Origin of the sequence: Corynebacterium massiliense DSM 45435, assembly GCF_028609805.1 — a bacterium.
In the GTDB taxonomy this organism is placed as follows: domain Bacteria; phylum Actinomycetota; class Actinomycetes; order Mycobacteriales; family Mycobacteriaceae; genus Corynebacterium; species Corynebacterium massiliense.
This window is the reverse complement of record NZ_CP063189.1, coordinates 1-13,591: the sequence shown is the minus strand read 5'-3', so window position 1 is coordinate 13,591 and position 13,591 is coordinate 1. Positions and strand designations below refer to the sequence as shown.

Annotated in this window: 11 protein-coding genes; 1 reads left to right on the top strand and 10 read right to left on the bottom strand. The window is 64.0% G+C overall.

Translation table 11 applies throughout. The annotated features are described in order from the left end of the window. Positions 1–71: 71 nt before the first annotated feature. A complete protein-coding gene (locus CMASS_RS00055; RefSeq protein WP_022863376.1) occupies positions 72–1,178 on the top strand; it encodes an HNH endonuclease signature motif containing protein in 1,107 nt (368 codons plus the stop codon). On the opposite strand, the gene CMASS_RS00050 is transcribed toward CMASS_RS00055, so the two are convergent. The 10 genes from CMASS_RS00050 to dnaA form a co-directional block, all read right to left on the bottom strand. Further along, the gene (locus CMASS_RS00050; RefSeq protein WP_022863375.1) at positions 1,152–1,658 is read right to left on the bottom strand and encodes a GNAT family N-acetyltransferase; all 507 of its coding nucleotides are present in this window, start codon (positions 1,656–1,658) and stop codon (positions 1,152–1,154) included. The genes CMASS_RS00055 and CMASS_RS00050 overlap by 27 nt on opposite strands. A 21-nt stretch (positions 1,659–1,679) precedes the next feature. Further along, positions 1,680–2,309 (bottom strand): metallophosphoesterase family protein, encoded by a 630-nt coding sequence (locus CMASS_RS00045; protein ID WP_022863374.1) that lies wholly within the window; start codon positions 2,307–2,309, stop codon positions 1,680–1,682. A gap of 12 nt (positions 2,310–2,321) precedes the next feature. After that, a complete protein-coding gene (locus CMASS_RS00040) occupies positions 2,322–4,052 on the bottom strand; it encodes an ABC transporter permease (RefSeq protein WP_022863373.1) in 1,731 nt (576 codons plus the stop codon). A 7-nt stretch (positions 4,053–4,059) separates the two neighbouring features. Then, entirely contained in the window at positions 4,060–5,106 is a 1,047-nt protein-coding gene (locus CMASS_RS00035; RefSeq protein WP_022863372.1) for an ABC transporter substrate-binding protein, read from the bottom strand. Next, positions 5,103–6,110 carry an ABC transporter ATP-binding protein gene (locus CMASS_RS00030; RefSeq protein ID WP_273665903.1) on the bottom strand — a complete coding sequence of 336 codons (1,008 nt, stop codon included), beginning with the start codon at positions 6,108–6,110 and terminating at the stop codon, positions 5,103–5,105. Before CMASS_RS00030 ends, CMASS_RS00035 begins: the two co-directional genes overlap by 4 nt. A 117-nt stretch (positions 6,111–6,227) precedes the next feature. Continuing rightward, positions 6,228–8,240: a DNA topoisomerase (ATP-hydrolyzing) subunit B gene (gyrB, locus tag CMASS_RS00025; RefSeq protein ID WP_027018744.1), complete on the bottom strand. Its 2,013-nt coding sequence runs from the start codon at positions 8,238–8,240 to the stop codon at positions 6,228–6,230. An 87-nt stretch (positions 8,241–8,327) separates the two neighbouring features. Then, the gene (locus CMASS_RS00020) at positions 8,328–8,948 is read right to left on the bottom strand and encodes a DciA family protein (protein ID WP_022863369.1); all 621 of its coding nucleotides are present in this window, start codon (positions 8,946–8,948) and stop codon (positions 8,328–8,330) included. A 2-nt stretch (positions 8,949–8,950) separates the two neighbouring features. Then, the gene (gene recF / locus CMASS_RS00015) at positions 8,951–10,117 is read right to left on the bottom strand and encodes a DNA replication/repair protein RecF (RefSeq protein WP_022863368.1); all 1,167 of its coding nucleotides are present in this window, start codon (positions 10,115–10,117) and stop codon (positions 8,951–8,953) included. Between the two features lie 16 nt (positions 10,118–10,133). Next, on the bottom strand, positions 10,134–11,324 hold the full coding sequence (gene dnaN, locus CMASS_RS00010) for a DNA polymerase III subunit beta (protein WP_022863367.1): 1,191 nt from the start codon (positions 11,322–11,324) through the stop codon (positions 10,134–10,136). Positions 11,325–11,905: 581 nt separating this feature from the next. Next, positions 11,906–13,591: a chromosomal replication initiator protein DnaA gene (dnaA, locus tag CMASS_RS00005; protein WP_022863366.1), complete on the bottom strand. Its 1,686-nt coding sequence runs from the start codon at positions 13,589–13,591 to the stop codon at positions 11,906–11,908.

The following is a 13,591-nucleotide window of genomic DNA, read 5'->3' as shown; positions in this document are numbered from 1 at the left end:
CGGCGGGGTTATCCACAGGCCGAGTGTTTGAGTTCTTGCGCCAGGTTGCGCGGTGGTTTTAGCTCAAGGGCGTGAACAAAGCAGCAGACTTACTCGCCCGCCTAGCCACGTGCGGCTTCGCCATAGCCGAGCTGGCCTACCGACACGGCCTTGACGCCGCCGCGGGCCTTGATGCTGCCACCGTCCGGTCCTATACCGCGATCGGCCAAAGCCTGTTCGGGCCCTGTTCGGAGCCAAAGGTGCGGGCAGAGGTGTTGGAGCACGCCGCCGAGTTCCCCATCACCCGCCTGCAGGTCATCCACAAAGCCGCCCGCCAACTTCACCGCGACGCAGACATCACCCGCTGGCAACTACGCCTCGAACTCGCCGAACGCCACGAGCTGACCATCGACCAGCTGCGCGAATACGCCCGCAACCGTGTGCGCGAACTCAACCAGAAGACCGGAACAAAGCCCGTACGCAGCCTGGTTATCGGCCGCGACATCGACGCCACCGGCAGACGCACGGCCGTGTTTAAACTGCCGGCAGTCGAGATGGCCAAGCTGGAAAAGAAGATCCGGCGCATGACCGCCAAGCGCGGCACCGTTGCCGAAGACATCGCCATGGGCAACGCCATGTGGGCACTGCTGCAAGGAAAAGCCTCCCCGAAGACCGACCAAGAGAAGACACCCGAGCCGACGTTTCTGATCAAAGCCGAAGACCTCGTCGGCAACGGCAACGGGGAATTAGTGGCCACGGATGGCACGATCATCGACGCCCAGTCCTACCTGAATAGCCAGCTCGGCCGGTTCGGGTGGGCGATGATCTACGACAAGAACGCCCAGCCGGTCAACCTGCACCGGCTGAAACGCTTCGCCAACGACAAGCAACGAACGATGTTGGCCATCGACCAAGGCGAATGCGCCTGGCCGGGGTGTAGGCGGAAAGCCATCTACGCCAAAGCCCACCACATCAACGCCTGGCAACACGGCGGTGCCACCAACCTCAACAACTTGGTGGCACTGTGCGGGCCGCATAACGCCAGGAACGATGACGACCCGAACAACCCGCCTAGAAACGGGCGGATAGGAAAAGACCCCGACGGCCACCCATGCTGGTACCCACCTGACGGCGGACCACCGCAGTACAACGACGGGATACACACTCAACAATCAGGCAGACACTGGGCCAAGAGTTAATCCCTGATCCGTGGGTTCTTCCACCCCACCGCATTTGGCGATGACCCGTGCCGATCCCTCGTTCCACCGACGGACGGTCAGGAGGAGTTGGTCCATGCCTCGATCCGCGGCCAGCGGAAGCACTGAGCGCAACATCCACGACGCCAGTCCCTTACCGCGCTCTGATGCCCGGACCGTATAACCCACGTTCCCACCCCTAGTCCGAAGAAATTCGGTACCTAGGGAATGCCGGAGTTGGATGGCGCCTAGATAGGCATCGTCAAGCACGGCCCAACGATTGGTCGCGGTGACAAACCCAGGCTTCGGCGTGTGTTCCTCCGCGTTGAGGCGGTCGACCCACGTGGCGAAGTCAGTGCGGTCAGTCAGGTCCAGGTCTTCAGCGAGGTGCAAACTCATGCCGTGGCCGAAGTAATCGTCTTCAGCCCAGGCTGCGTGCCAGCTGTCGAAGAGGTCGGCGCGGGGTGGGGCGAGGTCGGGCATATGTGCCTCCCAAAGGTCGAATTACAAACGCCAGCGCACAAGCTCGCCGACACCGGGCCAAGCGATCAACTGCGACGCGGAACCACCAAGCTCCGCTGGCGGGGCATGCACATGACCCAAAGCCCACGCGTCATAACCGACAGCCACCAACTCACCAAGAGAGACCGGCAAACACGGCTTCCGCGACCACTGGCCAGAAAGACTCGTGTGCACAACACCGACGTTGACAATATCCGCATCCCGATCCGGATGCGGAAACATTTCGATAACAGATCTCTCGTCTAGACGAGCGGCCGTGTTGATGGCATGAAACGCGACAGGGATCCCAGGCACACGAAGAGTCTCCACACGATCCAACGATCCAGGCCGATACACCCCCGGGATCTGCGGAAACCTCGAATGCAACCCCAACGCCGCATCATGGTTTCCCCAGACCATCACCAAAGGCAGACCTAGGTCTCGGGTGATAGCGCGACAGAGGGCAGCACCAGTACCGATGTCCTCCGGCGTGCCCGCATGCATGTCCACCAAATCGCCGGTGAAAACCACGACATCCGGGCACGCGTCCTGCAATTCACCGAGCAACCAGTCAGCCCCCGGACAAAAGTCCGCGCCTAAATGGAAGTCCCCGAAGATAGCCAGTTCTGTCATTGCGTTGGCTCCTTAAGCCGCAGTTGCGGTGGACGCGGCGTCAGGGGCAGTTTCTTCGGCACCTCTGACACCTCGATCTGTCCGGCCCCGGCCGTGGTCGCGACGACGCTGGAGCACCGTGACCACAGTCAGGATGACCGTCGAACTGACCACGCCGATAAGCGTCATGGCCATGGCCTCGGCGCGGTGGCCCTGCTCGAACTGGTTCATGATCCAGGGCGACAGCAGCTGTAGCTTCGGCGGACGGATGAGCGAGACGAGAACTAGCTCGCGGATGCCCACCAAGAATGCGAGCAACCAGCCTGCGGCGATGCCCGGCAAAAGCTGCGGGAGGATAACCCGTGCGAAGGTGGCAAGACTGGATGCTCCCGCGACCCGGGCCGCCTCGATGTAGGTCGGGGACAACGACGCGAGGGATGTCTTGACGTTTTGCACGGCCATCGGCAGGAAAATCGCGGCGTAACCGACAACGAGGATCCACCGCGACCCGTACGGGGTCACCGGAAGCCACGGCGCGTTCCACAACAGGATGAGCCCGACCGCCATGACGATGCCGGGCACCGTGTCCGGACCAACGGCCAGGAAGTCGTTGGTCTTGCTCACTGGGTCCCGCCGCCGGTACGCGGCGAGTGCCACCGCCACCGCGACGATGACGGCCAGCGTCGCGCCAATAAAGCCCAGCATCGCCGAGTTCAGCAGGGCCTCCCGGGCGCTGCGTTTGGCCAGCACGATGCCGAAGTAGTCGAACGTGAGGTTGTTCGGTGTCGGCAGCTTGGAGCGCAGGATGGTCATCGCGCCCAGGATGATGGAGATGTACGGGATGACCACCGAGGCGGCGAAAACCACCGCCGCATAGACCCACGCGACGCCCGCCCAGACAGAGGTCAGGGCGAGGCGCACGCGGCGGGTGGCGCGGCCACCGGAGGTGACATCGTTACGCGCGGCCCACTGCTGCACCGCCCAGACGGTGACGCCTAGCCCGAAGAGCACGCTTGACGATGCCGCCGCCTGCGAAAAGCTCACCGGGTCCACTGTGACGTTCTGGTGGATGGCAGAGACCAAGACTGGGAAGCCGATGGCGTTACCCAAGGTCACTGGCGTTCCAAACTCCCCAGCCGCCTTGATGAAGACGATGAGCGCGCCCAACGAGTATGGCCCCGCCACGACCGGGGCGATGATGCGCCCAGCGATAGCACCCCAGGAAGCACCCATGACCCGCGCGGACTCAATAAGCGACGCCGAGACCCCGTCGAAGGCATTGCGCAGGATGAGGTAGAGGAACGGGAAGAGTTCGCAGGCCATGATGAAGGCCATGCCGAACACCGAGTAGATAAACGCGTGGGCACCGCCGCCCGCGGCTTGTCCCAAAATCTGCTCTGCCACACCGCCACCCCGGGTGAAGTCCATCCACGCCATCGATGCGGCAAACGGCGGGGTCATAAACGGGATCATGACCACGACGTCCACCCACGTGTGCCGACCCATGCGGGTCCAGCTCATAAGCACAGCCAAGGGTGCGGCCATGAGCGTGGCAAATAGGACCACTAGCGCCGACAGGACAATCGTGTTGCCCAAGACGGTGAGCATCTCCGGGTCGGCGAGGCTCCCTAAGGCCGACGGTTCCTCGCGGTAGCCGGTCACCGCGGTGACCAAGACGATAAGCAGCGGCGCGGCGACGAGGATAAGGAGCAGGATAAGCAGCGGATACGAGATCGGCCGCGGTTTCAGTGCGGTGCGTGCCATGCGGGACTTACTTCAGGTAGCGGTCAACGAACTTGTCGCGGATGTCCTTGGACTTGTCGTCGATGGAGTCCCAGTCATCCTCGAGCTGCTTGATCTCGTCGTAGGCCGGGCCGTTCTGCGGCTTGGTATCCTCGCGGCCCGGAATCATCTTGTTCTTGGCCGAAATCTGCTGGCCTTCCGGGGAGAACATGAAGTCCGCGAACGCCTCGGCGGCCTCTTTGTTGTCGGAGGACTTCATGATCATCAGCGGGCGCGGGGTGACGGTGGTGCCTGACGATGGGATGATGACGTCGATGGGCTCCCCCTTCTCCTTCGCGGAGTAGGCGGAGTAGTCCACGCCGCCGAAGACGATGCCCTTGGAGCCGGAGGTCACGGCATCGAGCGCCGGGCCGTTGGCGCCCTGGACGGTCATGCCGTTGTCAAAGAGCTTGTCGAACAGCTCCCAGGTCTTGTCCTCGCCGAACTTGGAGACCATCGCCGTGATGAGGTCCGCTGCGGTCCCAGACTCGCGCGGGTCCGGCATGATGATCTGGTCCTTGTACTCCTCGGAGGTGAGGTCCTCCCAGTCCTTCGGCGCCTTGTCGATCTTGTCCGTGTTGGTCACCAACGCCAGGGCGGAGCCGTCGCGGCCGGTGAAATCCCCCTTGTCAGAGACCCAGCCCTCGTGGACCTTGTCGGCGCCTTCGGGCGTGTACTCCTCCAGCGCCCCAGACTCGGCCTGCTTGGACGCAGCGCTCCACGATGCCAGGTACACCAGGTCCGCCTGCGGGTTGGCCTCCTCGGCCTTGATGCGGGCGGTGATCTTGCCGGTGGTGTCAGCGTAGGTGTTCACGGTGACGTCGGTCTTGTCCTCGAAGGCCTCGACCAGCTCATCGGTCAGCCCCTGCGGGTTGGCGGAGTAGTACGAGATCTCGCCGGTCAGGCCTTCGGGCGCCTGCCACTCCTCGACCTTCTGGTCTGAGGCGCCGGTCTCCGCGTCGTCGACGGAGCCACACGCGGTAAGCAGCATGCCGGAGCACGCCAGGGCGGTGAGTTTCTTAACGGATACGGTCATTGTTGTCCCTTTCTGGTTACTTGGAGGCGGATGGTCTCGCCTACTTCTAGCGGGCGCGGGCTATGAACCAGCCACTGGTTCGCGCCGTCTGGGGCGTCGACGAGATCGGCGCGGATTTCGTAGTGGCCGCCGACGTAGCTGCTGGTAGCGACCCGGCCGAGATAGCCGAGGTCACCATCGCCACTAGCGACCGTGACCTCCTCCGGCCGCCACGCACCGCCGCGACCGTCGAGGTTCATGTGCCCGACAAACCCCGCCACGAACTCGTCGGCCGGGTGCAGGTAGGTCTCCACTGGCGAGTCGAACTGGCGGATTTCCCCGGCGTTTAAGACCATGACGCGGTCGGCCATGGCGAGCGCCTCCGACTGGTCATGGGTGACATAGATAGCGGTGACGCCGATGTCCCGAACCAGCGCGGAAATCTCGTCGCGGACCTGGATGCGCAGCGCCGCATCGAGAGCCGACAGCGGCTCGTCCATGAGCACCACGCGCGGGCGGGAGACGATGGCGCGGGCGATGGCCACGCGCTGCTGCTGGCCGCCGGACAATTCCGCTGGGCGGCGCTTCGCTTTACTGGCGATGCCGACCTTCTCCATCGCCGACTCCACCAGCTCGGCACGTTCACCAGACGGGATCTTCTGCGCACCCGTAGTCAGGGGGAACGCGATGTTCTGCTCGACCGTCATGTGCGGCCAGAGGGCGAGGTCTTGGAAGACCATCGACAAGCCACGCTTGTTCGGCGAGAGGTTCACGCGGGCGGCGCGGTCGAAGACGGGCTCGTCATCGAAAAGAATGCGTCCGCGGTCGGGGGTTTCTAGGCCGGCGATGCAGCGCAGCAAGGTGGACTTGCCGCAGCCAGAGGGGCCGAGCACCGCGACGAACTCACCGGGGCGGATGTGCGCGGTGGTCTCGTGCAGGCCGGTGCCGTCGTCGAATTCGCGGGCGATGCCCTCCAAGTCGACGGACGACCCAATCTTCACGGCGTCAAATTGTTGTTCTGTCACAGAAGAAACGTAAGAGTTCCGGATGAACAGAACTTGAATCGAAAGGAAAGGTTAAGAAAAACCGGGAGAAGATCGGCAGTGATCTTTTCCCGGTTGTAGCGGAAGCTGTGGCTTCTCTTACACGTCGAGGAAGCGCACATCCTTCGCGCGGCGGGTGATAAACGACCGGCGAGCGGTGACGTCGTCGCCCATGAGGATGGAAAACAGCTCATCGGCACGCTGGGCGTCCTCTAAGTCGACGCGGCGCAGAATGCGGGTCTCCGGGTCGAGGGTGGTCTCCCACAGCTCGGTGGCGTTCATCTCGCCCAGACCCTTGTAGCGCTGGATACCGTCGTCGGTGTTGATCTTGCGGCCCTCGTTGAGGCCTTCCTCCAGCTGCTTGTCACGGTCCGCGTCGGAGAAGGCGTAGCCGGGCTCGCCCTTCTTCCACTTCAGCTTGTACAGCGGCGGGTTGGCCAGGTAGACGTGGCCTTCCTCCACCAGCTGCGGCATGAAGCGGAACAGGAGGGTCAACAGCAGCGTGGCGATGTGCTGGCCATCCACGTCGGCATCGGCCATAAGCACGATCTTGTGGTAGCGCAGCTTGGAGATGTCGAACTCGTCGTGGATGCCCGTGCCCAGCGCGGTGATGATCGCCTGGACCTCGTTGTTCTTCAACACCTTGTCCATGCGGGCCTTCTCCACGTTCAGGATCTTGCCGCGCAACGGCAGGATGGCCTGGTACATGGACTCGCGGCCGCCCTTGGCGGAACCGCCCGCGGAGTCACCCTCCACGATGTAGAGCTCGGACTTGGCCGGGTCCTTGGAGCGGCAATCGGCGAGCTTGCCGGGCAGGCCGCCCAAATCGGTCGCGGACTTGCGGCGCACCATGTCGCGGGCGCGGCGCGCAGCCACGCGGGCCTGGGAGGAGGCAACGGCCTTGTTCACAATCGCCTTGGCCTCCGCCGGGTTGGCGTCGAACCAGTCGGAGATGTGCTCGTTGACCGCACGCTGGACAAAACCCTTGATCTCGGAGTTGCCCAGCTTCGTCTTGGTCTGGCCCTCGAACTGCGGGTCAGCGACCTTGACGGAAATGACGGCGGCGAGGCCTTCGCGGCAGTCATCGCCAGTCAGGTTGCCGTCCTTCTCCTTGACCAGCTTGTGTTCCTTGGCGTAGCGGTTCATCAAGCTGGTCAGCGCGGAACGGAAACCTTCCTCGTGGGTGCCGCCCTCGTGCGTGTTGATCGTGTTGACGAAGGTATGGACCGACTGCTTGTAGTCCTGGTTCCACTGCAGGGCAACCTCGACCTCGTGCTCGTCGCCCTTGGCGTCGAAGGACACGATGGTCGGGTGGATGGCCGACTTGGAGCGGTTCAGGTACTTGACGTAGTCGACCAGGCCTTCCGGGTAGTGGAAGCTGACCTCGCGCTTGAGGTCCTTTTCGTCGATGTCTTCGGCATCGTCGTCGAAGGAGTCGGCCTTGTCCCCGGATTCCGCAATCGCCTCGAGGCGGGCTTCCTCGACGGTGACGCGTTCATCGACAAGCTCGATGGTCAGACCCTTGTTCAGGAAGGCCATCTCCTGCAGGCGGCGCGAGATGGTGTCGAAGTCGAACTCGACCGTCTCGAAGATCTCCGCGTCCGGCCAAAAACGGATGGTGGTGCCGGTGCCGCGGGTGTTGCCGCCCTCGACTAGGTCGTCCGGGATGGCGTGGTCGAAGTTCTGGTACCACTTCTTGCCGTCGCGCTTGATCTCGGCTTCCACGCGGGTGGACAGCGCGTTGACCACGGAAATGCCCACGCCGTGCAGACCGCCGGAGACGGCATACGAGTCGGAGTCGAACTTGCCGCCGGCGTGCAGCTGGGTCATAACCACCTGGACGGTCGGCGCGCCCGTGGCGTGCATGGATACCGGAATGCCGCGGCCGTTGTCCACGACCTCGACGCCGCCGTCTTTGAGCAGCCGCACGCTGACCTTGTCGGCGTACCCCGCCATGGCCTCGTCGACGGAGTTGTCCACGACCTCCCAGATCAGGTGGTGCAGGCCCCTCGGTCCCGTCGAGCCGATGTACATACCGGGGCGCTTACGAACCGCCTCCAGGCCCTCGAGGATCGTGATTGACCCTGCATCATAATCCGGTTGGGTAGCCACGGAATCATGCACTCCTTTGGCAATTTAAAAACGGTGCGTGCTTTATAGACCTACATAACCTTACACCGTGACCCCCTCCACCTAGCGCTAGCCATAGGTGTCCTGCGAGCCGCGTGGCTTGATGAACTGCTTGCCCTCGAAGTTCCGCCGCTGCTTCGGCCCCTGGATGCGCAACTCCACCACCACGTCCGGGCCGACGCGGTCGGCGATGCGCTGGAGAATCTGGCGCTGCATTAGCCGCAACTGCGTGGCCCAGTTGGAGTTATCGCAGGCCACATAGACTATCTGGTCGTCGATCTTCACCGGCTGGCAGTGCTGCGCGTTGAGCTCGCCGATAAGCATGTCCCAGTGCCCCATGATCCAGCCGTGCGCCAGGTCTTCCTGCCAGCCGCGCTCGCGGACCGCGCGCCCCAACGCCTGGCCGATGCTGGGGATCTCATAGCTACGCCGCACCGCCCGCCCGTCTGGGCCCGAGGGTTTCGCGGTCCGCGACTTTCCGCCGGCCGCGCGCAGGCGCAGCATCTGCGCGTCCTTCGCCGCCTGGCGCCGCGACTGTGGCTCCTTCTGCGGCGTGCTGTCTTCCACCGCCTGCCGCAGACCTTTGCGCCGGCGCCGTTTCCGGGGCAGCTTCGGCGGGTTGTGCGACAGCGCCCGGGCCGTATCGAACGCGTTCTTGACGATGTCCTCGTGCTCACCGTCTCCAGACATACTCAGGCCCCGACTTTCTCAATCTCCGATACCCTCCCGTGTCCGTCCTCGGATTCGGCAACGGACACGTTGTAGCGCACCGTGGGCACCAGGTTGTCGGGCAAGTCCTCGTCCACCGCGGCGGTGATAAGTACCTGTTCCGCGTCGGCGGCCAGATGCACCATCTTCTCGCGGCGCTTGCGGTCGAGTTCGGCGAAAACGTCGTCGAGGATGAGGATGGGATCCGAGGACTCGTCGCGCAGGAGCTGGAACTCCGCTAGTCGCAGCGCGATCGCGTACGACCACGTCTCGCCGTGGGAGGCGAACCCCTTGGCGGGCTGGTCTCCCAGGTTGAGCCGCAGATCATCGCGGTGCGGGCCGACCAGGGTGATGCCGCGGTCGATCTCGCGGCTGCGCTGGTTGGCTAATTCAGTGAGCATCACCGCCTCCAAGACCCCGCGGTCTGAGGTGTCCACGGTGGAGACGTACTCGACGCTCGCCTCGCGGGATTCCGGCGCCAGCCCGTGGTAGGCGGCGGGGATGTGTTCCCGCAGGGCATCGACAAGCGCCAGCCGGGCGTGGATGACCTGGGCGCCGAGCTGGGCCAGCTGGCCGTCCCACACGTCCAAGGTGTTGAGCGCCGCCGCACCGTCGGCGTCGTCGTAGCCGCGGCGCAGGGACGCGTTGGCGGACTTAAGCAGGGCGTTGCGCTGGCGCAGGACCTTGTCGTAGTCCGCCTTCACGCCGGCCAGGCGCGGGGTGCGCGAGGCGATGATGTCGTCGAGATAGCGGCGCCGCTCGGCCGGCTCGCCGCGGATGAGCGCAATGTCCTCGGGGGAAAAGAGCACGGTTTTGACCACGCCGAGGATCTCGCGCGGGGAGGCCAACTTCGTGCGGTTGATCTGCGCCTGGTTGCCGCCGTGCGGCTTGATGAGCAGGTGCGTGGTCAGCTCCCGGCCCTGGTTGACCGCGGTGCAGCTGACCCGGGCGTTGGCGGCGCCGGCGCGCACCAGCGGGGCATCGCTAGACACGCGGTGCGACGACAGGTGCGCGGTGTAGCCGACGGCCTCGACGATGTTGGTCTTGCCAAAGCCGTTGCGGCCCACGAAGAGGGTGATCCCCGGTTCAAGCTCCAAGCGCAGGGTCTGCCACGACCGGAAGTCACGGATATCGACAGCGCTGAGGTACATGAATGAAGGCGCCGGCCTAGCCCGGCAGGCGGACCGGCATGAGCAGGTAGGTGAAGTCCGTCTCCGGCGTCGGGTAGTTGCCGTCCTCGTCGGCCTCCGGGATCTCGTCCGGCTCCGGCACCATGATGGCCGGACGCGACGGCTCGGTGAAGCCGAACATGACGCGATCGGTGTGGACGACGTTCAGCCCGTCCTTGAGGTACATCGGGTTGAAAGCGATGATCAGCTCGTCGCGGCCGGTAAAGGCGCACGGCAGGGTCTCTTCGGCGGTGCCGGAATCGGATCCGCCGGCAGACAGGATGACCTCGCCCTCGGAGAACTGCATGCGGATCTGCGCGTTGCGGTCGGTGACCAGCGCGACGCGGCGGATCGCTTCCTGCAGCGGCGCGATCTCGACAGTGGCGATGGCGGTGTGCGACTTCGGCAGAAGCGGGTGCACGTTGGGGAAGTCAGCGTCCAGCATGCGGGTGGTGGTCTCGCGGCTTTCGGCGTGGAGGCCGAAGAGGCCGTCGGCACCGATGTTGTCGCCAGCGCCCACCGCGATCTCGATCGGGTTGTTCAGGTTGCTGTCCAGCGTGCGGGCGTTTTCCTGCAGCGTCTTCGCCGGGACGAGCAGCTTCGCCGAGACGTCTTCGGCGACCGGGTCCCACTCAACTGTGCGCATAGCCAGACGGAAACGGTCGGTGGCGGCGAGCTGGATTTCGGAGCCATCGATTTCCATGTGCACGCCGGTGAGCATCGGCAAAGTGTCGTCCTTGCCAGCGGCGGCCACGACCTGGGTGATGGCCTCGACGAACAGCTGCGGATCAATGGTGCCGGTCAGCTCCGGCAGGGTGGGCAGCTGCGGGTAATCGTCGAGCGGGATGAGCGGCAGCTCGAAGCGGGACGCGCCGCAGACCACGAGCACCTTGCTGCCGTCGACCACGCGGACATCGACGTCCTTGTTGGGCAGCACCGCAACGATGCCCGCGATGAGCTTGCCGGCCACGGCGATGGTGCCCGGGTTTTCGATCTCGGCCGGGATCCGCACGCGCGTGGAGACCTCGTAGTCGAAGCCGGCGAGTTCCAAGCCGTCCTCGTCGACCTTGATGAGCATGGCGCGCAGGATCGGCTGCGTCACCTTGGACGGCAGACTGCGGGCCACCCAGCTGACGGCGCCTTCGAAGTCGTCCTTCGCGACGCGGAATGACACATCTTCAGTGGCCATAGCGAGATCCGCTCCTCGGGTCGGGGTTTCCAAATCAAAAGCAGCTACCAACTTACCGCATGCCTCCTACCGTCACGCCGCCAGCGGTAGGGCGCGGAGTCTTGTCACTCGCCGCCCGGGCCGCACGAATTACACACATCCCCATTTCTCCTAGAGATCGGGATTTAAAGAGATAGCAGTAGTAATAGGAGCTGTGGATCCTGTGGATGGCGGCGAAACCGCGAGGTAAATGACAAAACTCGGCTGTGCGGATCCGTGTGATCAGCCTGTGATCAACTCGCCGCGTCTGTGGATAAATTCTTGTAATTCCAATTTGATCACAGCCAGCCCCGTTTGATAACCGGAATGACACATCTGTGATCACAGATCTCTGACCAGCGGCGACTGGGTGTGAAAACCCAGATTGTGATCGATCAGACGAAAACACAACGGTGTAATTACACAGGTGTGAAAATTTCTGTGGACAACCCTTCCCTGCCTGCCACCTGCCGGTTTTACTGTGCGCGGCGCCCGAAAACGACGACACCGCCCACACCCAGTGGATGAGTGCGGGCGGAGAGCGTCAGACCCGGCGGCGAGGACTAGGCCCGGCCGCTTGCCTTGATGCGCTGTGTCAGCGTCTGGATCTCGTCATAGGTGTTGCGGTTTTCTGTCATCTCTTTGCGGATCTTGCGATCCGCGTAGATGACCGTCGTGTGATCTTTTCCGCCGAACTCATCGCCGATCTTCGGCAGGGACAGCTCGGTGAGCTCGCGGCACAGATACATCGCCAACTGCCGGGCGTGCGCCACCGCGCGCTTCTTCCCGGCGCCGGTCAGCGTGGCCACGTCGATGTCGAAGTAATCGGCGGTGACCTCCATGATCGTGGTCGGTGTGATGATGACATTGGACGAATCTGGTGCCAGGTCCCGCAGCGCGATCTCGGCCATCTCCATGTTGATCGGCTCATTGACCAGCGAGGAGTAGGCGGACACGCGGATGAGCGCGCCCTCGAGCTCACGGATCGACGAATCAAAGCGCGAGGCGATGAGCTCTAGCACGGAGCGGTCAATCGTGGTCCCGTCGGACTCCGCCTTCTTCATCAAGATGGCGATGCGCGTTTCTAGGTCCGGCGGCTGGATGTCGGTGATAAGTCCGCCCTCGAAGCGGGTGCGCAGGCGATCCTCCAGTGTGGTCAGCTGCTTCGGCGGCCGGTCGGAGGACAAGATGATCTGCTTGTTCGCCTGGTGCAACGCGTTGAAGGTGTGGAAGAACTCCTCCTGCGTCGACTCCTTGCCCTCCAGGAACTGGATGTCGTCGACCATGAGGATGTCCAGGTTGCGGTAGCGCCGCTTGAACGATTCCTGGCGGTCATCGCGCAGCGAGTTGATGTAGTCGTTGGTGAATTCCTCCGACGACACGTACTTCACCCGCAGGCCTTTGTGCAGGTACTGCGCGTAGTTGCCCGCCGCGTGCAGAAGGTGGGTCTTGCCCAGACCGGAGCCGCCCCAGATGAATAGCGGGTTGTAGGCGCGCGCGGGATTTTCCGCCACGGCCACCGCCGCGCCGTTGGCAAAACGGTTCGACGAGCCGATGACGAAGCTGTCGAACGTGTGATTCGGGTTCAACGATTGGTTGCGCTGCGGGTCCTCCGCCGCGCGCTGCTGGTTCATGCGGTTGGCCGCGCCGCCATCGGCAGGCCCCGCGCCGGCGCTGGAGCCGTAGCCCTGGGATTCGCTTGCCCGCTCGGCTTGCTGCTGGTTGAACTGGTCCGCCAACTCGTCGAGGCTCGCCGGCGCCTGCGCTTGGGTGGGCTGCCATCCGGCCTGCGGTTGTGCCGGGGTGCTGTAGGAATACGCAGGTCCAGCCCCGTAGCCGCCACTGGACGGGGTTTGCTCCGGCGCGGGGTTCGGTGCCGGGCTGGGCGGAGCCGGGTTCGGCGACGCCGCGCTTGCCGATGCCTGCGGGCTCGCCGCCTGCTCCCCTCCTACTTCCTGCTCGGGCGGCGCGACGGTGACGGCGAGGGAAAACGGCCGGCCGAGGGTGCGCGTGAGTGCCTGAGCGATGTGGGTGCCCAGCTCGTCTTCCAAGATGGTCTTCGACTTCATGTCGGGCGCGGCGATGAGCGCGTAGCCGTCCATCATCATGATGGGCCGCGCAAGCTGCAGGTAGAGCCGCTGCGCATGGGTGAAGGCAGGTACGTCGGAGTCGGCGCGCTCCGAGCGCGCGAGAAGATCATCGACGACGGCACGCCAATTGGCATGCACCGCTGACTGGAATTCAGACAT